Consider the following 22,735-nt stretch of genomic DNA (forward strand, 5'->3'; position numbering starts at 1 on the left):
TGGCCCACGCGGGCAGAAGCAACCACTATATCAACAATCGATTCAGCGTTGGGCCATGGCCGCGGCGCCCGGCGCCGGCGCGGCGGCGCGGTCGTCGATGGGAAAATGCAGCAGTGCCGCCACCAGGCCCGCCAGCGCCGTGGCCGCCCACACCGGGGTGTACGAGCCGGTCAGGTCGAACACCAGCCCGCCCAGCCAGGCCCCCAGGAACGAGCCCACCTGGTGGCTGAGAAAACACACGCCGAACAAGGTGCCCAAGTGGCGCGTGCCGAACACCTTGGCCACCAGCCCGCTGGTCAGCGGCACCGTGCCCAGCCAGGTCAGGCCCATTACCGCCGCGAACAGCACCACCGACAGCGTGCTCTTGGGCAGCAGGAAAAACGCCGCGATGGCCGCGCCGCGTATCAGGTACAGCCAGCCCAGCACAACTTGCTGGCGATACTGCCCGCCCAGCCAGCCGCAAGCCCAGCTGCCGGCCATGTTGAACAGCCCGATCAGCGCCAGCGCCGTGGCGCCCAGCCCCGCCGGCATGTGGCACAGCAGCAGGTAGCCGGGTAAATGCGTGGCAATGAACGCCAGCTGGAAGCCGCAGGTAAAGAAACCCAGGGTCAGCAGGCAATAACCGCGATGCCGGCAGGCATGCAGCACGGCCTGCTTCAGCGGCAGCGCCGGTGCTTCGGCGGCCGCCGCCGCGCCGCGCGCCGCGGGCCGGTCCAGCAGCATGCCCAGCGGCGCCACCAGCAGCATCAGCGCCGCCAGGGCCAGCAGCGAAGCCGACACGCCGGCGCTTTCGCGCAGCACCTGGGCGAACGGCACCAGCGCCACCTGCCCCACCGAGCCGCCAGCGCTGGCCAGGCCCAGCGCCATGCTGCGCCGCTGCGGCGAGGCGGCCCGCCCCACCGAAGCCAGCACCACGCCAAAGCTGGTGCAGCTGATGCCGATGCCCACCAGCACGCCCATGCCCAATATCAGCAGCACCGGCGAATGCGCCGCCGTGGCCAATGCCAGCCCGGCCGCGAAGGCGGCCGCGCCGAACGCCACCACCGGCGCCGAGCCATAACGGTCGGCCGCCGCCCCGGCGAACGGCTGCGCCACCCCCCACCCCAGGTTGTGCACGGCAATGGCAAAGGCGATCTGCGTGACCGGCAGGCCGCGGTCGAACGAGAACGGATTGATGAACAGTCCGAAGGTCTGCCGCACGCCCATCGCGGCACTGAGTATCAGCGCCGCCGCGACGATCACCCCGATCACGGGGCTGGCCAGCGGATGCGCGCGGTCTGCGGTTTGCATGATGATGCGATCTCCTTTGCCGGCATGGTGGCAGCGCACGCACGCGCCGGCAAAGGAAAAGATTTTGATGGCGGATGAAAATGCTTCATCCGCGCGCTGTCCGGCCTATCCCGCCAGCGCCTGCGCCTCGCCGACCACCCAGTCGCGGAAGGCCAGCAGCTCGCTGCGCCGCGCCACGCTTTCCGACCCCACCAGCCAGTACGCCGTTTCGGCCTGCATGACCGGCAGGTCCAGCGTCACCAGCGTGCCGGCCGCCAGGTCGCGATCCACCAGCGGCCGCCGGCCCAGCGCCACGCCCAGGCCCGCGGCGGCGGCCTCGAACGCCAGCTGGATGGTGTCGAAGCGCAGGCCGCCCGCCAGGCCGACGTCGTCCGCGGCCTCGATGCCTGCGGCGTCCAGCCAGGCCTGCCAGTCTTCGCTGGCCAGGTCGACGTGGATCAGGGTGGCCTGCCGCAGGTCGGCCCGCCCGTCCACCATGGGCAGGCGGGTCCGGTACGCCGCGCTGCACACCGGCACCAGCTGCTCGCCGAACAGGCGCGTCCAGCTTGCCGCCGACACCACGCCGCGGCCCATGCGGATGGCGAAGTCGAAGCCGTCTACCGGAAAGCCCACATGCCGCTGCGAGGTATCGACGGTGATGTGCACGCCCGGCCATTGCGCCCGGAACCCATGCAGGCGCGGCAGCAGCCAGCGCGAGGCCAGCGTGGGCGCGCAACTGATGGCGATGCCGCGGCCGGCTGGCCCGACTGGCAGGCGCTGCGTGGCCGTGGCGATCAGCGACAGCGCTTCGGACACATACAGCAGGTAATCGGCCCCTTCCGGCGTCAGCGACAGCCCGCGCGGCCCGCGCACGAACAAGTCCACGCCCAGCGCCTGCTCCAGCCCCACAATGCCGTGGCTGACCGCGCTGGGCGTCACGCTGAGCTCGGCCGCGGCCAGCTTGAAACTGCACAGCCGGCCGGCGGCCTCGAAAAAGCGCAGGGCGGGCAAGGGGGGAAGACGGCGCGGCATGGCGGGGTGCCTTTAAGCAGAGCCGGCGGCGCTGCCCGGCGATGGCGCTTAATGTAGCGGACACGGGCGCCCGGCGGGTATCGGGCGCGCCTGCCCGCCTCAGTAGCTGACCCCCGCCGCCCGCAGCTGCGACGCGGTATGCCGCAGTTCCGGCAGGAATTCGCGCAGCGCCGTGGCTTCGTCGAACGTGCCCGCCGGCAGGCTGACGTTGATGGCGGCCACGATGGCGCCGTCTTTGTCGCGCACCGGCACGCCCAGCCCGGCAATGGACTCGTCCAGTTCGCCGTCGATCCAGGCATAGCCCTGTTCGCGCACCTGCTCGATAGCGGCCCGCAGGCGCGCCGGGTCCACCACGGTGGCGCTGGTCAGCTTCTTCAGCGTGGCGGTTTGCAGGTAGGCATCCAGCGCCGCGTCGTTCAGGCCCGACAACAGCACGCGCCCCATCGACACCGCGTGCGCGGGCAGCCGGCTGCCCAGCGACGGGCTCATGGGCAGGATGCGCCGGGTATGCAGGCGCTGCACGTACACGATGTCTTCTTCATCCAGCACCGACACCGCGCACGACTGCCCGATGCGCGCGCACAGCTCTTCCAGCGCCAGCTGGGCCTGGCGCCAGTAGGGCAGCGAATACAGGTACGACAGGCCCAGGCGCAGCACCTTGGGCGTCAGCCAGTAGTACTTGCCGTCGGTTTTCACGAACGACAAATCGATCAGGGTAAGCAGGAACCGCCGCACCGCGGTGCGCGGCAAGTCCACCGCTTCGGCCACGTCGCCCAGGGTTTGCCGGGCCGCGCCCTGCCCCATGGCTTCGATGATTTTCAGCCCGCGCGCAAAGGTGCGAACGAACGATTCGCTTTCTGGAGTTGCCATGCCATCCCCCGCCATGTGCTTGACACGGCAAAATTCGGCCCGCAGAATGACCGTAAAGCGGATTCAATTATCCGCTAAGCGGTCATTGTAGCACGATGCCCAGGCCGATCAACCGTTTTTCACCTTAGCCCCGCAGCCATGACAGAACCCACCTTCGAAACCGATTTCTGGAAAGACGCGCAGTCGCGCAAGATCTGGGACGACATCGTCCCCGGCCAGCCGCGCAAAACCATCCCCTACACCCTGACGCTGGAAGCCATCCAGAAATACTGCCGCGTGGTGGGCGACATGCACCCGCTGTACTTCGACGAGGAATACGCCCGCAATTCGCCCTACCAGGGCCTGATCGCCCCGCCGGCCATCCACATCCTGCTAATGTTCGCGTGCACCCCCACCGACGACTGGATGCGCAGCCCCGGCACCGTCAACGCCGGCCAGTCCTGGAGCTACAACATCCCGGCCCGGCCCGGCGACGTCATCCGCCTGCAGGCCCGCGCGCTGGACAAGTTCATCAAGAAAGACCGCCTGTTCGCCGTGCACGACAACGTGTTCTTCAACCAGCACGACGAAGTGATCTGCTCTGGCCGCGGCTGGACCATCCGCCCCCTGTAACCCCGCCGCGCCCCAAGGAACCGCATTCATGACCCACGCATTCGACACCCTGAAAACCGGCCAGCAGATCGACGGCACGCCGTTTTCGCCCACCCGCGAATCCATCCGCGAGTTCTGCGAAGCCTCGCTGGATTTCAACCCCCTGCACCTGGACGACAACTACATGCAGGGCAGCTTCGGCAAGACCCACTTCGGCGGCATCATCATGCACGGCATGAACAACTTCGGCGTCATCGCCAAGATGCTGACCGACTGGCTGTACCCGCAGGGCGGCGTGCAGCGCCGCCTGGAAACCCGCTGGAAAGCGCCGGTGAAGCCGGGCGACACCATTACCCCCCGCGCCACCATCACCGCCACCCGCAAGACCGAAAAAAGCCAGTGGGCCACGCTGGACGTGCAGGTTACCAACCAGCGCGGCGAAACCGTGGCCACCGGCGAAGCCATGGTCGAGTTCCCCGCCTGACCGCTCTTCGCCAGGCGTGGCCAGGTGTCAGGCTCCCGCAGGGTGCCTGACACCGAACACCAAAGATTCACCGAACGCCTGACACCGCCCCCCCCCCAAGATTGCCGACAACAACAAGCACCGGAGACAAATCATGAAAGCATGGACCCAGGCGGCCGCGGCCNACTGCCCGGGGTCGCATTATCCGTGCCGCCGGCTTCCACGGCGGCGCCCGTGTCGTCCTGCGCCACGGGCGCGTCATCGGCTCCGGACAACGTAATGACCAGGCGAGCCGAGCTGGTGACGCCCGCGGCGTCGCGCATGGTGTAGGTGAAGACCTCGGTCAAGGTATCGCCGGCGGTGCGCAGGGCCTGAACTTGCGGATTGCCGTTATCAACCACATAGCCATAATCGCCGCTGGCGGTCAATACCAGCGTACCGTACTGGCCCACCGTACTGCCACCCACCGTGCCGGCCTCGCCAGAGGCCTCTACCGCTACGACTGCCTGCGTGTCGCCGCCATCGACATCGCTGTCGTTGTCCAGCACATTGCCGCTTGGGTTGGCGCCTGGATCGGCATTGCCTGTCCCGCCGGCTTCGACCGCGTCGGCCAGATCATCAGTGGCCACCGGCGCGTCGTTCTGGCCTGTAATCACAATCGCAAGGGTGGCCTGGTCCTGCACGCCGCCATCGTCCAATATCGTGTAAGTGAATACATCCGTCAACGTGTCAGATGCCAAACGCAAGGCATCCACTTCTGGCAGACTGTTGTCCAGCACGTAGGTGTAGGTGCCATCGGCATTGACCAGCAAATCGCCGTAGCGGCCCCGCAAACTCGCCCCGATCGTGCCTGCAGAACCGCCGCCGCCTTCCGGTCCGGTGCGGATTCCCACCACGGTCAAGGGCTGGCCTTCGGCATCCACGTTGCGCTGCGTCAAGTCGCCGCTGGGATCGCGCCCTGGGTTGCCAACGCCCTGTTCGACGGCAATGCCGACGACCGGCGTCGCCACGGGTGGATCATTGGCGCCGTTGATGGTGATCTGCAGTTCGGCCTGGTCGGTCAGTCCGCCGCCATCGATGACGCGGTAAGTGAACACGTCCTGCAGTTGCTCGCCAACGGCCAGCGCCGCGACCGCTGCATTGGTCTCGTCGGCGTGGTAGGTATAGGTGCCATCGGCGGCGATATCCAGCCAGCCGTACAGGCCATTGATGTGTTGGGTTCCATCGCTGTCCATCTCGGTAAAGCCATCGCTTCCCGAACCGGCGCGGATGCCGTCGACCGCCTGGGTGTCGCCCGCGTCCACATCGGTATCGTTGGCCAGCACCGAGCCCGTGGCATCGACCGCCGGCGAGATCGCCGTGGCCGGCGTGGCCGCGTCCGTATCGTCCTGCGCCTGCGGCGCGTCGTAGCTGCCGGCGATGGTGATGGTCNCATCAATGGGGCCAACGATATCCCGACAGCCAACGATGATGCCGCCGATGCGGTCGAAGCCGGCGGCGTGAACAACACCGACCGGGGCGTCAATCCCGCGGGCAACCTGCTCGACAACGACAGCGATGTCGACCACGGCGACACAAAGACAGTCGTGGCCGTTGAAACCGCCGGCGAGGCAGGCACGGTGGGCGGCGGCACGACGGGACAGTACGGCAGGCTGGTGCTGACCGCCGGCGGCGCCTATGAATATATCGTCGACAACAACAATCCGCAGGTCCAGGCCTTGCGCACCGCTGGTGAAACGCTGACCGAAGTCTTCACCTACACCATGCGCGACGCGGCCGGCGTGACTGCCCAGGCGCGCCTGGTGGTCACCATTGCGGGCCGAGACGACACGCCTGTCGCCAGGGACGACAGCAATAGCGTCAATGACGTGGATGGGCCGCCAACCACCGAAGGCAATGTGCTGGACAACGACAGCGACGTGGACGGCGGCGATGAGCTCGAAGTTTCGGGAATCCGGGCGGAGCAGGGGGATCAGCAGGCGGGGGCTGGCGAACGGCTGGCTGGTCGCTATGGCTATATCGTCATGAATGCCGACGGCAGCTACCGCTATGAGATCGACCTGAGCAATGCCGATGTCGAGGCTGCACGGGGACGAGGCCCGATCCTGAGCGACGTGTTCGTCTACACCGTCACCGATCTTGCCGGCCAGCAGTCGCAGGCGCGGCTGACCATTGTGCTGGACCTGGATGCCGCATATGTGGACCGCGGCGATCCGCATGGGCTGTTTGGCGCGCAGGACCTGCAGCAGCGCCTTGTCCACGATCTGAATGTGGACCCCGTGGTTTTTGTGACGCCGGCCGTGCGCGACAGTCTTATCTTGCAGCGCTGGCTGCAGGCCAGCATACGCGGCCAACAGCCCGGGCTCGACCTGCCGCCTGAAATCACCATCGAGTCGCTGGCCGCCGGCCTGCTGGAACAGGACCACGATACGCCGCTTACCCCCACCATACAGGCCCTGCAATGGCTGGCCCGTTATGAGGACGCCTTGATGCAGACACGTTATTCAAGGGTGTTCTTGTCCGCCGACGGGCTGCTGCGCGACGACTCAGCCTTTGCTTACCGCGAACTGCGGATGCAGCCCGGGTCCGAGCGGGAACGGGAAAACGAACGCGCGAAAGAACCCGGGCAGAACGGCGTGGCGCCCCGGGCCGGGTCTTTCAGCGAACAGATCCGCGCCAGCGCCGGCCGTCCCGTGCTGCGCGAGGCCTGGCGGCCTGATGGGGAAATCAGCAAAACGAGAGGAGCGTGACATGAAGGCATACCGGGAGTTCCGTCTCAGCTTGCTTGCGCTGGCCATCGTGGGATTGACAGCCTGCTCATCCACCCAGCTGGCTGCCCCATATACGAAAGATGAGATCGAGCAGCGTATCGAACAAGACCGCAAGATGATGTATGCGGACCAGGAGCCGGTGACGCATCCGATCACTTTCTACGAAGCCGCGGCGCGCGCGTTGAAATACAACCTGGACTACCGGCTCAAGCTCATGGAAAGCGCGCTGGCGCGCAATCTGGTGGACGTGACACGGCATGAAATGCTGCCCAAGCTGATTGCGTCGGCGGGCTACACCAGCCGTTCCAACGAATCGGGCGGAACCTCGGTCGGCATCGATGATGGCGAAGTCAGTCTGCGGCCGTCTACGTCAGAACAGCGCTACCATCGGCTGGCCGACCTGGAACTGACCTGGAGCACGCTGGATTTCGTGGTCGCCTATGAGCGGTCGCAGCAGAAGATGGACCAGGTCTTGATGGCCGAGGAAAGACGCCGCAAAGTCGTGCAGAACGTGCTTCAGGACGTGCGCAATGCGTATTGGCGCGCGGTGGGCGCCCAGCGCCTGATTGCGCGCGTGGACGAACTGATGGAACGCGTGAACGACGGCCTGGCGTCGGCGCGCGAAGCCGAAAAGCGCGGCCTGCTGCCGCGCCAGCAGGCATTGGCCTACCAGCGGGCCCTGCTGGACGCCGTCGGCCTGCTGTCGACGCGCCGCCAGGACCTGGAACTGGCGCGGTCCGAGCTGGCCGCGCTGATGTCGCTGCCTCCGGGCACGGAGTTCCGCGTGGCCGACGAAGCCGAACCTGCCATTCCGATGCCGAATTTCGATGTCCAGACGCTCGAACACCTGGCGCTGGAGAACCGGCCGGAGATCATGGAAGAGTGGTATCGCAAGCGTGTCACAGAGAACGACATCAAGATTGCCAAGGCCGAACTGTGGCCGCATATTACCTTTACCGCGGGCGCGCACTATGACTCCAACAAATATCTGTACAACAACAGCTGGAATGCCATAGGCATACGGGTGTCCTGGAATCTCCTGAATCTGCTCAGCATGCCCGCCCTGGACGCCGCCGGGAAGAACCAGGACAAGGTCGCCGATCTGCGCCGCATGGCCCTGTCGATGGCGGTGCTGACCCAGGTGCGGGTGGCGGCGCAGCGCTATTACCTGGCCCGGGAACAGTTCAATTTCGCCGAGCAAAGCATGGAAGTCGACAGCCGCTTGCGCGACTATGCCAAGGCCAGCGCCAGCATCTCGGCCGACTCGAAGCTGGAATACATCCGGGCCGATGCGCGCTGGCTGTTGTCGCGATACCAGCGATTCGCGGCCTATTCCGACGCGCAGGCGGCCTGGGGCCGGCTGTATAACTCAGTGGGGCTGGACGTGATGCCGGATGTGATCCAAAGCCACGATATCGCCACCTTGGCCAAGGAAATCCAGAAAACCATGGAAAACTGGGAGCACTCGACCCTGCTGGCCCAAAGCGAGGTCGAATGACGGTCAGAATAGCGCGCATCTTTGTTGCTCAGGCGGCGCTGGCCAGCGCGATCTGCTGTCTGCCGGCCTGGGCTCAGACAGATCCCCTGGCTGCGGTAAGCGACCCCAACGCCATCCGCGTCCTGCTGACCGCCAACCCGGAAAGTACACTGGCGGCCCCGATGGCCGGGCGCCTGGACGTCATGGACGCGCGGCTCGGCAAACACGTAGAAGAAGGCGACGTACTGTTTCGGCTGGAATGCGCCGAGCCGCAGGCGCGCCTGCGCATGGCGGCCGCTGAACTGGCCGGCGCCAAGGAAACGCTGCGCGCCAAGGTCGGGCTGCGCAAGCTGGATGCGGCCGGCGATACTGAAGTAGCGCTGGCCCGCGCGGCAACTGACCGCGCCGCCGCCGCCCAGGAACTGGCTCAGGCCCAGGTCGACTACTGCACGGTAGCCGCGCCTTATTCGGGGCGCGTCGCCAAGCTTTACGTACGCCCTCACGAAAGTGTAAGCGTCGGCACGCCGCTGGCTGACCTGGTCAGCGATGGCCCGGTGAAACTGCGCTTGAACCTGCCGTCGCGCGAATTGCGCCATGTGGAGGTCGGCACGCCGTTCCAGATCGACGTCATCGAAACCGGCAAGCGCTACAGTGCCGTTGTCACGGCGATCAACGCCCGGGTCGACGCGGTGGCCCAGTCCATTGAACTGGAAGGGAAGGCAGAGGACCCGCAGCAGGAACTGATGCCGGGCATGAGTGGAATAGCAGACTTCCAACTATCCAAATAAGCTGATGCAGGAAGATATCCTCCTGTTGCTTCAATTGGCGGAGGTCGAGGGCCTGGCGCGCCAGGCCGACGATATCCAGCAGTTGAGTTTCCATATCGCCAATGACGCGCACCCTTTACTGAATTATCGCCAGGCGCTGGTATTCGAAGAGCAGGGCGATAAGTGGCGCCTGCTGAATATTTCCGGCCTGGTGTCGACCGACCAGGAATCGCCTTACCTGGTGTGGCTGGAGCGCACCCGCAAATGGTTGCGCGAGCAGGTGGCCGACGGCAAAGACCTCTGGCTGACGGCGCCGCCCGAAGAGGGCGCCACGACGCTTACCGCCCAGGGATGGAACGAGTGGTGGACCGAGGGCGTATGGCTGTGGCCGCTGAAGTCCCGCGCGGGCAAGCCGCTGGGCTGGGTCGTGTATCTGCTGGACCAATCCCCGACTCCCGGGCAGCGGGCCGTGATGGCGCGCCTGGGCCAGGCCTGGGCCTACAGCTGGGAACTGCTGGCGCGGCGCAGCAGGCCGATCCGAAGCTGGCGCAAGGGCCGGCTGGCCAAACTGGTGCTGCTGTTGTTGGTGGCTTTGTGCTTTCTTCCAGTGCACCAGCGGGCGCTGGCCCCGGGCGAAGTCACTTCGCTGGACCTGGAAGTGGTCAGTGCGCCGCTGGATGGTGTCATCAAGGCCGTTCACGTCCGTCCCAACCAAACGGTCCAGGCTGGGCAGCTTTTGTTTTCGCTGGATGACACGACATTGAGCCATCGCCTCGCAGTCGCGGCCCGGGCTGTAGCGGTGGCCGACGCAGAGTACCTCGCGGCCAGCCAGACCGCCTTTCGCAATGAAGACAGCAGGGCGCGGCTGACGGTGCTGCAAAGCCGCGCGGAAGAACGGCGCGCCGAGCTGGCGTCCATCAAGTCCCAGCTGCAGCGGCTGGAACAGCGGGCGCCGCGGGCCGGCGTGGCCGTGTTTGCCGACGTCAACGACTGGATCGGCAAGCCGGTTGTCACAGGTGAGCGCATCATGCAACTGGCCGATCCCGCCAGGCCCGCAATGCTGATACAACTGCCCGCGTCCGACGCCATCTCGCTGGATGTCGGGGCGCCGGTCGATTTCTATCTGACGGTGCGGCCCTTGAAGCCGCTGCATGGCCGTATCATCGAGACCAGCTACGAGGCGGCCCTGACACCCGAAGGCGTGCCCAGCTACCGCCTGCGCGCCAGTATCGACGAAGGCGAGGGCGCCCGCATCGGCCTGAAGGGCACCGCCAGAATTTCCGGAGGCAGGTCGGTGCTGGGTTTCGAGATCATCCGCCGGCCGCTGGCCGCGCTGCGGGCTTTCACGGGGTTCTGAACCATGCCGGCCGCGCGATCCTTGCCCGGGCTGCGTGAAGATCTGCGCATTTTCGGCGCTTCGCCGCAAATCGACGGCAGCCCGGCCTGGATCATTGAAGACCCTGTGCGCAACCGCCATTTTCGCATCGGCTGGCTGGAATTCGAGTTTCTGGCGCGCTGGAAGATGAAGCCTGATGAGCTGCTCGCCGACATTGCCCAAGCCACCCCTTTGCAGCCCGACGGTGCCCAGCTGGGGGAATTCGCCGAGTTCTTGCGCAGCAATCAATTATTGCGCGCAGCGCCATCGCAAAGCCAGGCCATGGCAGCGGCTGAGCCTCGGCGTCCGTGGATGCAGCTGAAATGGTGGCTGCACAATTACCTGTTCTTCCGCATTCCGCTCATCCACCCCACGTACTGGCTGTCGCGCCTGTATCGCCGCCTGCGCTTTCTGTTCCACCCCCTGACTGCCTGGCTGGTGGCCGCATTGAGCCTGTCCGGCGTGTTCCTGACCTTGCGGCAGTGGGACACATTCCAGCATACCCTGTTCGAATCGGTGTCCTGGAAAGGCGCGCTCGGATTCGCGCTGGCGCTGGCCGTGGCCAAGACCCTGCACGAGTTCGGCCATGCCCTGGTGGCGACGCATTTCAAGGTTAGGGTCGGGCACATGGGCGTGGCTTTTCTGGTCATGTGGCCCATGCTGTACACCGATACCAGCGAGTCGTGGCGCCTGACCGAGCCGCGCCAGCGGCTGATGATCGCCGCGGCCGGGATCACCACCGAATTGATCATCGCCGGCCTGTCTACGCTGCTGTGGGCGGTGCTGCCGCCTGGGGTGATGCGCCAGGCCTGTTTTTATCTGGCCACCACCAGCTGGGTGCTGTCGCTGGCGCTCAATGCCAGTCCGTTCATGCGCTTCGACGGCTATTTCATCCTGTCTGACTGGCTGGATCTGCCCAACCTGCATGAACGCGCTGCGGCCCTGGCGCGCACGGCGCTGCGGCGCCTCGTCCTGGGTGGGAACGACCCCTGGCCCGAATCTTTTCCGCCGCGCCAGCGACGCAGGCTGATTCTGTTTGCGTGGGTGACCTGGCTCTATCGGCTGGTGATCTATCTGGGAATCGCGTTGGCGGTGTATCACTTTTTTTTCAAGGCGCTGGGCGTGGTGCTGCTTGCGGTGGAGCTCGGTTATTTCATCGTGCGGCCCTGCTGGCGCGAGCTGAAAGTCTGGTCGCAGCGCCGGCGGCATATCCGGCGAGCACGGCGCACAGTACTGTGGCTGGTGTTGCTGCTGTTTATTCTGTGGCTGGCGATACCGCTTCCGACCTCTATCCGGGCGCCTGCCCTGGCACGGGCTGCTCAGCAATGGGCCGCCTTTACCCCGACACCGGCGCGCGTGACCGAGTTGGCCAGGGCAGGGCAGGTCACTCGCGGAACGGTATTGCTAAGCCTCGAGAACCCCGACTTGAGCAGCCAGGCCCAGGCCGCTCTGGCCGGCATCCGCGGGGGTGCGGCGCGCCTGTCGGGCCTGCTGGACCAGTCCAGCGGCCTGGAGCAGCAGGCCGCCACGATGGAATCGCTGGCCATGAGCCTGGCCAACGCGCAATCGGTCGCCGCCGAACGTGAAAAACTGATTCTGCGCGCGCCATTCGATGGCACCTGGCTGGATGTGCCGCCCGAGCTCCGGCCGGGCAGCTGGGTTGGCCAGCAGCAGAGCCTGGGCCGGCTGGTCGATCCTTCGCGCTGGATTGCCGAGGCTTATGTCAGCGAAGAAGACATCCAGTCGCTAAGCCCTGGCAGCCAAGGCTGCTTCTATCTGGAAAGCGATCCGGTGCGCCAGTGCGGCAGCATTGAAACCATCGCGCCGGCACGGTTGCAGCGATTGCCGTCGCCCTTGCTCGCCACGGTGCATGACGGTCCCATTCCTGCGTATCAAAAGCAAGAGGCCTTGATCCCGGAACAGGCGTTGTACACGGTGCGCCTGCAGCTGGATGAGCCGCTGCCGCTGCTGCGCGAGCAACGCGGGAAGGTCTATTTTGAGGGCGTCAGGCGCAGCCGGCTGATGACAATATTGAGATATTTCGCCAGCCTGGCCATCCGGGAAAGCGGTTTCTGATTACGATCAGACCTGTAAGCCGGACGACGTGGTGAAGGTCAAGTAGGGCAGTTCGCCGGTTTTTCCGCGATCCTGCCTGGCCTGCGGCGCCGGGCGTGCTCGTAACTTTACATAATATACATTATGCGTAATTCAAACGCCGCTGGAGGCCAGGCGTTCGGCCATGGAATATCTGTCGATGTAGTCTCTGAAATGCTTCAGGAACGCCTTTTCCGCGGCAGCCGGCTGCGCGTCCCGGTGCCACAGCAGATGAAGATCCACGGTGCATACGCCTTCGCCCGGCGGCAGGCGCCACAGGCGCCCTTGTTCGATATCCGCCTGCACGCTGTGCTCAGGCAGGCAGCCAATGCCGAAACCGGCGATCAGCAGCCGCTTGACCTCGTCATGCTGCGTCGACGCTGCCACCACCCGGCCGGAAAAGCCCCGCTGGTCGCGAAAAATGGTTAACGGCGACAGGCTGTCGCCAAGCGCGTCGCTGGCGAACGAAACGAAGTTCTCGCCCAGCAGTTCTTCGATGCGGACGTCCTGTTTGCCGAACAGCGCATGGTTGCGGCCGCAGAACAGCGCATAGCGCTGCTGCAGGAAAACTTTGCTTTCAAGGCGCCGGGGCATCTGCCGGCACAAGGCGATGCCGGCCGTGGCGGCCCGCTGCTGTATCAGGGTGACGATCTCGCTGCTCGGCAGCACGTCCATCTGCACCTCGATCCGTGGATGCTGGCTGTGGAAATCGGCCCAGAAATCGTCGTACACCGCGGAATGGATCCGGCTGGCGACCAGCAGGCGGATACGCCCCGTGGCTTCCGCTTCCGCCTGCGAGACATCCGCCAATAGCTGCGACACATTGCCCTGGATCGCCTCGACCGCCCTGCACGCTTCTTCGCCCGCATTTGTAACCGTAAAAGCCACGTTGTGCCGTTCGATCAGCCGCCGCCCGAGCTGATCTTCCAGGCGCTTGAGCGCCTGGCTGACTGCCGATTGGGTCAGGTGCAGCTTGGCGGCGGCGCCGCTGATGCTTCGTTCCTGAACAATGACCAGAAAGGTCCGCAGCAGATTCCAGTCCAGGCGGTCGCTGGAGCGAGGGTCTTGCAGGATGGGAATTTGCATGGGGAAACGCGGGCAACTGGCGGGGTTGGCCTCACAAGGCAGCAGAAAGCCGGCAGAAAACCGGGAATGGCCACAAGATGGCGCGTCATTATTGTTGCTTAAGTTTCTTATTAGAAAGCATAAATTGACGTTATGTCCAGCGCGGAGCGATAACGCTTCTTCGCACAACGACATCCATCCAAGAGGAAAACCATGGCCGCTCCTGCCAGCCCATCCACGGCGCGCCAGCCCGTCCGGGCCGCAACCGCCGCCTTCATCGGCACCACCATCGAGTGGTATGACTTCTACATCTACGCCACCGCCGCCGCGCTGGTGTTCGGCAAGGTGTTCTTTCCCACCGCCGACCCCTTCGTCAGTACCATGGCCTCGTTCGGCACCTTCGCCGCCGGCTTTCTGGCGCGCCCCCTGGGCGGCGTCATTTTCGGCCACCTGGGCGACCGGGTCGGCCGCAAGAAGGCGCTGATGGCAACCCTGGTCATCATGGGAACGGCAACGGTCGGCATCGGCCTGCTGCCCAGCTATGCGGCCGCCGGCCTGTGGGCCCCCGCCCTGCTGTTGCTGCTGCGCCTGGCGCAAGGCCTCGCCGTCGGCGGCGAATGGGGCGGCGCCGTGCTGATGGCGGGCGAACACGCCTCGCAGCGCCGCCGTACCTTTGCCGCCTCTTTCGCGCAATTGGGCAGTCCCGCGGGGCTGATCCTGTCGCTGCTCGCATTCCGCCTGCTGGCGATGCTGGATGAAGCGGATTTCGTCAGCTGGGGCTGGCGGGTGCCGTTCCTGGTCAGCGCCGTACTGCTGTTCGTGGGTTATTTCATTCGCGTTGGCGTCAATGAATCACCCGACTTCACGCAAGTCCTGGAGCGCCAGGAGCGCGCCGAAGTTCCGGCCCGGGAGGTGCTGCGCACCGCCTGGCGCACTGTCCTGCTGTGCATGGGTGTCTGCACCGTGGCGATCGGCGGCATCTATTTCACCAACACGTTCATGCTGTCCTACACCACCCAGACGCTGGGCCTGAGCCGCGCGCTGATTCTGGACTGCCTGTTCGCCGTCGCCATCATCCAGTTCCTGGTCCAGCCCCTGGCCGCCTGGCTGGCCGACGCGCTCGGCCCCGTCCGGGTATTGATCACGGCGGCGTTCTGCTCGGTGCTGGCGCCCTACCCTATGTTCATGCTCGTCACGCAGGGCACCGCCCTGGGCATCATCGCCGGCATTGCCATCGTGCTGGTCTTCATGGCGACGATCTATTCGGCGATGGCCGGGTACATCAGCCAGGCTTTTGCCCCGCATGTGCGCTACTCGGGCATCTCGCTGTCGTACCAGTTGTGCGGCGCGATCGCGGGGGGCATGACGCCGCTGGTCGGCACCTGGCTGACCTACCGCTATCCGGGCCAGTGGATGCCCCTGGCGATCTTCTATTCGGTCCTTTCCGCCATCACGCTGCTCTCGATCTGGGCGCTGGCCGGACACAAGCGCCGCCGCGGGCTGGACGCGCCGCGCGCCGCCGGCACCACGGCCGCCTGATCCGATATCCATTCATTGCCGAAGGAACCCAGCATGACGCAAAACAGTACTCCCCGCGCGCTCACCGAAGAGCAGACACGGCGCATTCTCCAGGCGGTCGATGCGCATTTCGACGCGCAGCTCGCCTTCACCCAGGACCTGGTGCGTTTTCCGTCGCTGCGCGAGCAGGAACACACCGCTCAGGATTTTCTTTACGAAGCGATGCGCAAGCGCGGTTTCACGATGGACCGCTGGCAGATCGATGTGAAAGATATCGAATCGCATCCCGGCTTCGGCCCGGTGACCGTTTCCTATGAAAACGCCTTCAATGTGGTGGGCACCTATCGCCCGGCACAGCAGGCCGGCCGCTCTCTCATTCTCAATGGACACATCGATGTGGTGCCGACGGGCCCGGCGGCCATGTGGAGCCGTTCGCCATGGGATCCGGCCATTATCGACGGCTGGATGTATGGCCGCGGCGCGGCCGACATGAAAGCCGGGCTGGCCGCCAACCTGTTCGCCTACGATGCCGTGCGCGCGGCCGGCTACGAGCCGGCCGCTCCGATTCATTTCCAGTCGGTGGTGGAAGAAGAATGCACCGGCAACGGCGCGCTGGCCGCGCTGCTGCGCGGCTACCGGGCCGACGCCGTCATTATTCCCGAACCCGAAGAGAACATGCTGGTGCGCGCCAATGTCGGCGTGCTCTGGTTCAAGGTACGCGTGCAGGGCCGGCCCATGCATACGCGAGAAATGGCAAACGGCTTCAACGCCATCGACGCGGCCTATGCGGCAATCGAGGCGCTGCGCCGCATCGAAACGAAATGGAACGGCCAGCACCATTGCCACCGCCACTTCGAACATCTCGACCACCCCATCAATTTCAATATCGGGAAAATCGAAGGCGGGGACTGGCCTTCGACCGTCCCGCCCTGGTGTGAATTCGATGTGCGGGCAGCCATCTACCCAGGCACCACGGCCGACCAGGCGCGCGCCGAGATCGACGCCTGCCTGCGCGACGCGGCCTCCGACCCAAGACTGGGCGGCACGCCGCCGCAGGTTACCTACACGGGCTTCTATGCCGAAGGCTATGTGCTGGAAGAAGGCAGCGATGCCGAAAATACACTGCAGGAATGCCACAAGCTGGGCTTCCAGAGCGATCTTCAGAGCTTCACGACTCCGGGCTATCTCGACGCCCGGGTGTTCGTGATCTACGGCAATATGCCCACCCTGGTATACGGTCCCAGATCGCTCGATATCCATGGCTTCGACGAGCGCGTGCACATCGAATCGCTGCGCCTGATCACCAAGACCATCGCCCTTTTCATTGGGCAATGGTGCGGTATCAGCCCGGCGGCCTCCCGGGCCTGAATCCCGCGCCCGTGGCGCGCCTGCCTACGCGGCCTGCTGCGAGGAACTGTTCAGACGCGCTTCCGCCTTGCGCGCCGCCAGCGTCAGGCCTAGCCGGCGGCTTTCGGCGACGGCCGTCTGCCAGTATTCGCGCGCCTTGGCGTGCTGGCCTTGCTGGGCGGCCACGTTGCCCAACAGGCAAAGATAATCGCCGCGCATGAACAGGCTGCCGAACCGGTCGATGGCCTCGGCTGCCCGATGGACGGCCCGCGAGGCCCGCTCGGGCTGGTCCTGCTCCAGAGAGGCGCCGGCCAGCAGCAATTCCAGGCCGGACTGCAGCACCGGCATGCCGGTGCGCGAGGCATCGATGGCGCGCTGTATTTCGTCCAGCGCGCCTTTTTCGCCACGGCGCGCCCGCACCCAGCCCGCCAGGCCGTCGGCCAGGCCATACCAAAGCGCGAAATCGCCGCTGTGCGCCGCGGCGCGCACGGTTTCGGCGGCGCGCAGGGCTTCGTCGTCATCGCCGCGCTGGCGGTGGATTTCGCCCAGCATGGCCAGGCAAAGGACCCGGCTGGCCAGGTGGTCGAGCCGGTCGGCGTCGGCCAGGCCGGACTGCGCGGATTTCAGGCCTTCATCCTCGCGGCCTTGCAGGGTCAGCGCCCAGCCCAGCACGGCCTTTGCCGCACAGACGCCATCCGCGCCCCAGCGGGCGAAGCGCATGGAGTGGTCGGGATGCCCGCCCAGGCTTTGTATGCTGGTGCGCAGCCAGCGTTCGGCGGCCACCATGTCGCCGGTCAGCAAGTAGCTGAAGCCGCAGGCATACTGCGCCCGGCCCTGCAAGGCGCTGTCGCCGGTCTGGTCGGCATAGCGGCAAAGTCGGTCGGCCTGCTGCAGGGTTTCGGTATGCGTGCGGGTGCTCACCGCCACGGTCCAGGCCCCCCATAGCAACAGGAACTGCGTATTCGGATCGTCGTTGCTCTGCTGCAGTTCGGCGGTGCGCGCGTATGCCTGCGAGGTCTCGGCCGCCCCGCCGCCCTTGAGCGCGGTGAACACGGAACCGCGCAGCAGCTGCACATCCAGTTCGATCTTGCGGCGCATCGGGACATCGGCAATGTAGCGCAGCGCCAGCAAGGCGCGCTCGGTCAGCGCATGCGCTTCGGTCATCCCGGACTGCGCCAGCGCGTCCCGCGCCGCCAGGCACCACCAGTGCGACGCGTTGGCATGCTGGGCCATTTCGAGATGGCGGGCGATGTAGGCCGACTCGACCGGCTCGGCGCGCGGCCCCAGGTCGATCAGGTAGTTGGCCACGTTCTCGTGCTGCATGCGCCGCTGGCCCGGGCTGAGCGTGTGATAAATCGCGTCGCGAACCAGCGCGTGGCGGAAATTGGCGGGCATGCCCTCTTCTATCAGGCCGCGCTGGCGCAGTTCGCGCAAGACTTCAGGCATGCCCTCGGGCGGAACGCCGAACTCCTGCGCCGCGCGCGACATCAGCGCCTCGTCCACCTGCCCCGCCACCGCGGCAAACTGCGCCAGCCTGCGCGTGGCCGGCTCCAGGTCCGACAGGCGCGCGGCGATCAGGTCCGCGACAATGGGCGTGACGCCGATATCGGCGCCCAGCATGACCTGGCGGACCATTTCCTCGGCATAAAGAGGAATGCCGTCGGCGTCGTCCACGATGCGCGCGCGCAGCTTCGGCGACAGGCGCTGCCCCTTGGCCCGGTGAGCCACCAATTCCGCGATGGCCTGGCGTTCCAGCGGCTTGAGCGCCAGTTCATGGGCGGGCCAGGCGCAATTGAATTCTTCCCGCGCGGTCATCAGCATCATGGTGGGCGCGGACTGCCCCTGCTGGGCCAGCAGTTCGATCAGCGCCAGGCTGGAATGATCCGCCCAGTGCAGGTCTTCCCAGACCAGCAGCAAGGGGCGATGCTGCTGGCCGCGATGGGTCAGGATGGCGGCCAGGGCCTGCATCAGGGTAGACCGCGACAGATCGTTCAACGCGGCGCGTTCGCGTTCCGGAAACAGCACCCGGCGCAGGCTGCCGCGCACCGATGCGTCCAGGCCCACGCGCTGGCAAACCGTGTCGACCAGCTGCCCCTGGTACTCGGGCGAATCCAGCGCGCCGTTGACGCCGCCCCACTCCAGCGACAGCCGCCGCATGATGTATTCGCGCACGGCGTAGAACGGCGTGTGGTCATGGCCTTCGTGGCAGGCCAGCAGGCAGACGTCGCCGCCGGTGTGGCGCACATACTCCGCCATGACTCCCGTCAGCAGCGACTTGCCGATGCCGGCCTCGCCGCGCACCATCATGACGGTGGGCGCCTGGGCCACCGGCAGGTGCGCCCACAGGCGGACCAGGCTGTCGAATTCACGCACGCGGCCGAACATGCGCCGCACGACCTTGGCCTCGAGCGGGAACTCCAGCAGGCACAGATTCCGCCCATGGCGTTTTTCGGCGTGCGTGGCGAATTCGCCCGCCAGGCGGTCGCGGGCCGGCGCGCTGATCAGGACTTCGCCGGCATCGGCCAGGTAGGCCAGCCGCATGGCGCGCTGGCTTACCAGCGCGCCGGCGTCCGGCCGGGAAGTCGATTGCACCAGAGCGATATCGGCGTGTATGCCCATGCCCACCCGCACGCCGCTTGGCAGGGACAGGGCGCGGATGGCGCAGGCCAGCTTGCCGGCCGCATGGGCCGGGCGTTCGGTCAGCTTGGGGTATCCGAAAACGATCGCCAGGCTGCTGTCCGCGCCGACCAGCACGTTGGCGCCTTCGCTGCGCGCCAGTTCCAGCAGGTGCTTGCGCGCGGTTTGCAGGCTTTGCAGGGACTGCTCGGGATAATCGTCGGACTCGTCCAGCGACAAGGCCACGGCCAGCACCGCCAGGGGCTGGTACTGGCGCTGCTCGATGGGCCGCAGCGAATCCAGGTCGGCCGTGGGCAGCACGGTCTCGACCAGGGTGCGCGTCTGTTCGGACGGCTCGCTGTCGAAGCGCTCGCGCATGATCCCCACGCAATGCTGGTAAGCCAGCATGGCTGCTTCGCGATTGCCGCCATCGAGCAACAGGCGGATCAGGTGGCGGTGGGCGCCCTCGTCTTCCGGGTGTATGTGCACCCACTTCTTGGCCGTATCCAGCGCCTGTTCATTCAGGCCCGCTTCCGCCAGCCGCGCCAGCAGCGCGCTGCGGCATTCCGAAACGTCGCGCTCGATGCGCGCCTGCCAGCTGGTCTTCCAGGCGGTGAACGACCCGCTTTCGGGCAGGTCGGTGTATTCCAGAAAGTTGCCGCGGTCGTAGTCCAGGCGCTGCTCCAGCGTCAATGACTCGTAGCCGGTCGCGCCGATGATGGCCAGCACGTCGACCATGATCACATCGGGGTTCAGCGCCAGGGTGCTGGCCGTGGAGATCCAGGCGTCGGGCACCGGCTCGAACAGGCGGCGCAGCACGAACAGCGCGTGGCGCAGATTGGCGCGCCCGTCTTTCAGGTCGGCCGGCCACAGGATATTGGCCAGCTCGGCGCGGGAATAGGGTTTTCCTTGTGCCAGCGCCAACATCGCCAGCAACAGTTTGGGCTTGGTATAGCTGAGCGCGCGTCGGCCATTGACGTTGGCCACGGCGATATCGAATTCTCCGAGCAGTCGAAGATGAATGGGCCGAATCAGACTTGGGTGCATAGGCAGATAGGTGGCGAGAACCTTGCGACCCGCCAGGCCGACGCTGCCCGTAGGCACACCCATTCGCCCTGCTTTATGCCGTCTTGGGTCTCTGTTCTTCTCAGTTGATATCGATTCGATACATAAGACACGTTGTAGCGCAAAAACCGTTGAACAAACGTTAAATCGATTGCAGGCGATGACGAAATTTTTGCGATTTGCATCAACGGTTGTTAAACGGTGGGTTCCTAAGATGCATCAACGCTCACTGAAAAGCGAGTTTCTTCGCCGAACAGGATCCTACAAAAGTATGCAAATTGATTCACGCCAACTGTCACACGATTTGTAAAGGATAAGCCATCGTGTCAACTGCAGGGTTCGATCGTAATCTGGGCGCCAGCCCCATCCGCGCCGGCCAGCCGGCGGGTGAAAACCCGCGCGACGGCGAAGCGTATGCGGCCATGCGCGTGCAGATCGACCAGTTGACCGACATCCATGCCAGCGCCGTGGTGGACTGGAACGCAGTGGCGCGCCTGGGCACGCAAATCCTCAACGACGAAGGCAAGGACTTGTCGGTGGGAGCATGGCTGGCCCTGGCGCTGCTGCATACCCGCGCATTGGCCGGGCTGGCCGACGGCGTGCACGTGCTGCGCGATCTGGTGACCACGTATTGGGACGAGATGTCTCCCCCCGCGGCACGGCTGCGCGGGCGCCGCAACCAGATGCAATGGCTGCTGGATCAATTAGGAGACTGCATCCAGGATCCGCAGGCCGAATTCGCCGCGCTGCAGCCCGACGTGCACAGCGAATTGCTGGCCGACTGGGAAGCGCTGGATGCGGCATGGCAGCAGCACGACAACGAAGCGCCGGCGTTCTACGGCTTGCGCGCGGCATTGACGAACCTGCCGGTGGAACGGCCGGCCGAGCCGGCTCCTGAAGCGGCCGCGTCCGGCTCGGCATCCGCCGGCCCCGCTTCGGCGCCGGTGGCCGCTGCCGCCGCGCCCGCGGCCGGCAGCGACCCGGAAGCCGTCGCCGAAGCGGGGCTGGCCAGCCTGCGACCGCTGATCGATTGGTATCTGGAGGAACACCCCACCCTGCCCTTGCTGTTCAGGCTGAACCGCATCTGCGCCTGGGCGGCGCTGGAGCAGGCGCCGCCCGCGCAGAACGGCGCGACGCGCCTGCCGCCGCCGCCCGACCAGGTCATGGTGGGCTTCGAGAAGATCGCGCAAGGCGGCGACCCGCAAGCCGTGATTCATTTTGCCGAGTCGCGCCTGATCGGGCACCGCTACTGGCTGGACTTGAACCGCGCCAGCCATGCCGCGCTGAGCCGGCTGGGCGCCAAGGACGCGGCGCTGTCCGTGGCCTTTGAAACCGGCCGCCTGCTGTCGCGCCTGCCGCAGCTGGCCGACATGAAATTCAGCGACGGCCGCCCGTTCGCCGATCCCGACACGCAGGCCTGGCTGGAGGCGCTGGGCAGCGACGCGCCGCGCGCGGCCGGCGGCGCCGCCGGCGCGGACCCGGTGGCCGAGCTGGCTGCCGCCGCCGATGCCGACGCGGTGGCGGGCAAGCTGAATGAGGCGCTGGACAACCTGCAATCCGCCGCGCGCCACGCCGGCAGCCAGCGCGACAACTTCCGCCTGCGCCTGGCGCAGTGCGCCCTGCTGCAACGTTTTGATGCGCGTGCCGACATGCGTCCGCTGCTGGCCACGCTGATTGAAGAACTCGACGCCCACCGCCTGGCCACTTGGGAACCCGATCTGGCGCGGCAAGCCCTGAAATTGGCGGCGGCCGTCGAACTGCGATACGGCGCGTCCGGCGCCGGGCCCAATGAATCCATGCTGGCCCGCCTGGCCAGCCTGGACCTGCGGGCCGCCTGGCAACTTTCGCAGTCCACCGCCGCCGCCTAATCCATCCGCTACCTAGGAGAACTGCAATGGCCAATGATGGATCCGTAGCCCCGAAGGAACGTGTCAACATCGTCTACAAGCCGGCCACCGGCGACGCGCAGGAGCAGGTTGAACTGCCGTTGAAGCAATTGGTGCTGGGTGATTTCACGCTGCAGGAATCAGATACGCCGCTCGACGAGCGCAAGCCCATCCAGGTCGACAAGGACAACTTCAACGATGTGCTCAAGGCCCAGGGCCTGAGCGTGACGATGGCCGTGCCCAACCGCCTGTCCGAGGGCGAAAGCGATGAGTCGCTGCCGGTCACGCTGAAGTTCGAGAACATCCGCGACTTCGAGCCCGACGCCCTGGTCGAGCAAGTGCCCGAACTGCGCCAGCTGATCGAGCTGCGCGAGGCGTTGAAATCCCTGAAAGGCCCGCTGGGCAATCTTCCCGACTTCCGCAAGAAGCTGCAGGCGCTCATTCAGGATGAAGGCGCGCGCGAACGCTTGCTGGCTGAACTGGGTGTGCAATCGGCCGGCCCCGAGTCCGACCAGTCCAAGGAGTAATC

At 65.8% G+C, this 22,735-nt stretch carries 17 protein-coding genes; 11 read left to right on the forward strand and 6 right to left on the reverse strand.

Translation table 11 applies throughout. The features are described 5' to 3' along the window. Window positions 1–42 precede the first annotated feature (42 nt). From J2P76_RS12775 to J2P76_RS12785, 3 genes are all read right to left on the reverse strand, one after another. On the reverse strand, window positions 43–1,290 hold the full coding sequence (locus J2P76_RS12775) for an MFS transporter (RefSeq protein ID WP_207408004.1): 1,248 nt from the start codon (window positions 1,288–1,290) through the stop codon (window positions 43–45). 105 nt (window positions 1,291–1,395) lie between these two features. Continuing rightward, window positions 1,396–2,301: a LysR substrate-binding domain-containing protein gene (locus J2P76_RS12780; protein ID WP_207408006.1), complete on the reverse strand. Its 906-nt coding sequence runs from the start codon at window positions 2,299–2,301 to the stop codon at window positions 1,396–1,398. A gap of 99 nt (window positions 2,302–2,400) precedes the next feature. Further along, complete coding sequence (locus J2P76_RS12785) at window positions 2,401–3,171, reverse strand: IclR family transcriptional regulator domain-containing protein (protein ID WP_207408008.1); 771 nt, start codon at window positions 3,169–3,171, stop codon at window positions 2,401–2,403. A gap of 138 nt (window positions 3,172–3,309) precedes the next feature. Here J2P76_RS12785 and J2P76_RS12790 point away from each other — a divergent pair, with 138 nt between their 5' ends. Together J2P76_RS12790 and J2P76_RS12795 are read left to right on the forward strand one after the other, a co-directional pair. After that, a complete protein-coding gene (locus J2P76_RS12790) occupies window positions 3,310–3,783 on the forward strand; it encodes a MaoC family dehydratase (RefSeq protein ID WP_207408010.1) in 474 nt (157 codons plus the stop codon). A gap of 28 nt (window positions 3,784–3,811) precedes the next feature. Next, window positions 3,812–4,246 (forward strand): MaoC family dehydratase, encoded by a 435-nt coding sequence (locus J2P76_RS12795; RefSeq protein WP_207408012.1) that lies wholly within the window; start codon window positions 3,812–3,814, stop codon window positions 4,244–4,246. A gap of 131 nt (window positions 4,247–4,377) precedes the next feature. Here the strand turns inward: J2P76_RS12795 and J2P76_RS23755 are convergent, their stop codons facing one another. Next, window positions 4,378–5,793: a VCBS domain-containing protein gene (locus tag J2P76_RS23755; protein ID WP_347565308.1), complete on the reverse strand. Its 1,416-nt coding sequence runs from the start codon at window positions 5,791–5,793 to the stop codon at window positions 4,378–4,380. Here J2P76_RS23755 and J2P76_RS12805 point away from each other — a divergent pair. Genes J2P76_RS12805 through J2P76_RS12825 form a run of 5 tightly spaced genes read left to right on the forward strand, consistent with a single transcriptional unit; the run spans window position 5,677 to window position 12,691 of the window. Next, on the forward strand, window positions 5,677–6,975 hold the full coding sequence (locus tag J2P76_RS12805) for a VCBS domain-containing protein (protein WP_347565338.1): 1,299 nt from the start codon (window positions 5,677–5,679) through the stop codon (window positions 6,973–6,975). The genes J2P76_RS23755 and J2P76_RS12805 overlap by 117 nt on opposite strands. 1 nt (window position 6,976) lies before the next feature. Beyond that, complete coding sequence (locus J2P76_RS12810; RefSeq protein ID WP_207408013.1) at window positions 6,977–8,494, forward strand: TolC family protein; 1,518 nt, start codon at window positions 6,977–6,979, stop codon at window positions 8,492–8,494. After that, entirely contained in the window at window positions 8,491–9,261 is a 771-nt protein-coding gene (locus J2P76_RS12815) for an efflux RND transporter periplasmic adaptor subunit (protein ID WP_207408015.1), read from the forward strand. The genes J2P76_RS12810 and J2P76_RS12815 overlap by 4 nt, the downstream gene beginning before the upstream one ends. 4 nt (window positions 9,262–9,265) lie before the next feature. Next, window positions 9,266–10,597 (forward strand): HlyD family efflux transporter periplasmic adaptor subunit, encoded by a 1,332-nt coding sequence (locus J2P76_RS12820; protein ID WP_207408017.1) that lies wholly within the window; start codon window positions 9,266–9,268, stop codon window positions 10,595–10,597. Window positions 10,598–10,600: 3 nt separating this feature from the next. Further along, complete coding sequence (locus tag J2P76_RS12825) at window positions 10,601–12,691, forward strand: HlyD family efflux transporter periplasmic adaptor subunit (RefSeq protein WP_207408019.1); 2,091 nt, start codon at window positions 10,601–10,603, stop codon at window positions 12,689–12,691. Window positions 12,692–12,823: 132 nt separating this feature from the next. On the opposite strand, the gene J2P76_RS12830 is transcribed toward J2P76_RS12825, so the two are convergent. Further along, window positions 12,824–13,795 (reverse strand): LysR family transcriptional regulator, encoded by a 972-nt coding sequence (locus J2P76_RS12830; protein ID WP_207409200.1) that lies wholly within the window; start codon window positions 13,793–13,795, stop codon window positions 12,824–12,826. Window positions 13,796–13,987: 192 nt separating this feature from the next. Between J2P76_RS12830 and J2P76_RS12835 the strand changes: the two genes are divergently transcribed. Both J2P76_RS12835 and J2P76_RS12840 read left to right on the forward strand, forming a co-directional pair. Continuing rightward, window positions 13,988–15,313: an MFS transporter gene (locus tag J2P76_RS12835; RefSeq protein ID WP_207408021.1), complete on the forward strand. Its 1,326-nt coding sequence runs from the start codon at window positions 13,988–13,990 to the stop codon at window positions 15,311–15,313. Window positions 15,314–15,346: 33 nt separating this feature from the next. Beyond that, window positions 15,347–16,660, forward strand: a complete 1,314-nt coding sequence (locus J2P76_RS12840; RefSeq protein ID WP_207408022.1) for an ArgE/DapE family deacylase — start codon at window positions 15,347–15,349, stop codon at window positions 16,658–16,660. Window positions 16,661–16,684: 24 nt separating this feature from the next. Here J2P76_RS12840 and J2P76_RS12845 read toward each other — a convergent pair whose 3' ends face one another. Beyond that, a complete protein-coding gene (locus J2P76_RS12845) occupies window positions 16,685–20,242 on the reverse strand; it encodes an AAA family ATPase (RefSeq protein ID WP_207408024.1) in 3,558 nt (1,185 codons plus the stop codon). Between the two features lie 401 nt (window positions 20,243–20,643). On the opposite strand from J2P76_RS12845, the gene tssA reads away from it, so the two are divergent. Further along, entirely contained in the window at window positions 20,644–22,188 is a 1,545-nt protein-coding gene (tssA, locus tag J2P76_RS12850; RefSeq protein ID WP_207408033.1) for a type VI secretion system protein TssA, read from the forward strand. A gap of 26 nt (window positions 22,189–22,214) precedes the next feature. Then, entirely contained in the window at window positions 22,215–22,733 is a 519-nt protein-coding gene (gene tssB / locus J2P76_RS12855) for a type VI secretion system contractile sheath small subunit (protein WP_207408036.1), read from the forward strand. The last annotated feature ends 2 nt before the right edge of the window (window positions 22,734–22,735 follow it).

Origin of the sequence: Bordetella petrii (assembly GCF_017356245.1) — a bacterium.
Lineage (GTDB): Bacteria > Pseudomonadota > Gammaproteobacteria > Burkholderiales > Burkholderiaceae_B > Bordetella_A > Bordetella_A petrii_D.

Bases quoted from the DNA above. Each gene is read 5' to 3' on its own strand.
- J2P76_RS12775 (WP_207408004.1), bottom strand. From the start codon at position 1,290: ATGCAAACCGCAGACCGCGCGCATCCGCTGGCCAGCCCCGTGATCGGG.
- J2P76_RS12780 (WP_207408006.1), bottom strand. From the start codon at position 2,301: ATGCCGCGCCGTCTTCCCCCCTTGCCCGCCCTGCGCTTTTTCGAGGCC.
- J2P76_RS12785 (WP_207408008.1), bottom strand. From the start codon at position 3,171: ATGGCAACTCCAGAAAGCGAATCGTTCGTTCGCACCTTTGCGCGCGGG.
- J2P76_RS12790 (WP_207408010.1), top strand. From the start codon at position 3,310: ATGACAGAACCCACCTTCGAAACCGATTTCTGGAAAGACGCGCAGTCG.
- J2P76_RS12795 (WP_207408012.1), top strand. From the start codon at position 3,812: ATGACCCACGCATTCGACACCCTGAAAACCGGCCAGCAGATCGACGGC.
- J2P76_RS12810 (WP_207408013.1), top strand. From the start codon at position 6,977: ATGAAGGCATACCGGGAGTTCCGTCTCAGCTTGCTTGCGCTGGCCATC.
- J2P76_RS12815 (WP_207408015.1), top strand. From the start codon at position 8,491: ATGACGGTCAGAATAGCGCGCATCTTTGTTGCTCAGGCGGCGCTGGCC.
- J2P76_RS12820 (WP_207408017.1), top strand. From the start codon at position 9,266: ATGCAGGAAGATATCCTCCTGTTGCTTCAATTGGCGGAGGTCGAGGGC.
- J2P76_RS12825 (WP_207408019.1), top strand. From the start codon at position 10,601: ATGCCGGCCGCGCGATCCTTGCCCGGGCTGCGTGAAGATCTGCGCATT.
- J2P76_RS12830 (WP_207409200.1), bottom strand. From the start codon at position 13,795: ATGCAAATTCCCATCCTGCAAGACCCTCGCTCCAGCGACCGCCTGGAC.
- J2P76_RS12835 (WP_207408021.1), top strand. From the start codon at position 13,988: ATGGCCGCTCCTGCCAGCCCATCCACGGCGCGCCAGCCCGTCCGGGCC.
- J2P76_RS12840 (WP_207408022.1), top strand. From the start codon at position 15,347: ATGACGCAAAACAGTACTCCCCGCGCGCTCACCGAAGAGCAGACACGG.
- tssB (WP_207408036.1), top strand. From the start codon at position 22,215: ATGGCCAATGATGGATCCGTAGCCCCGAAGGAACGTGTCAACATCGTC.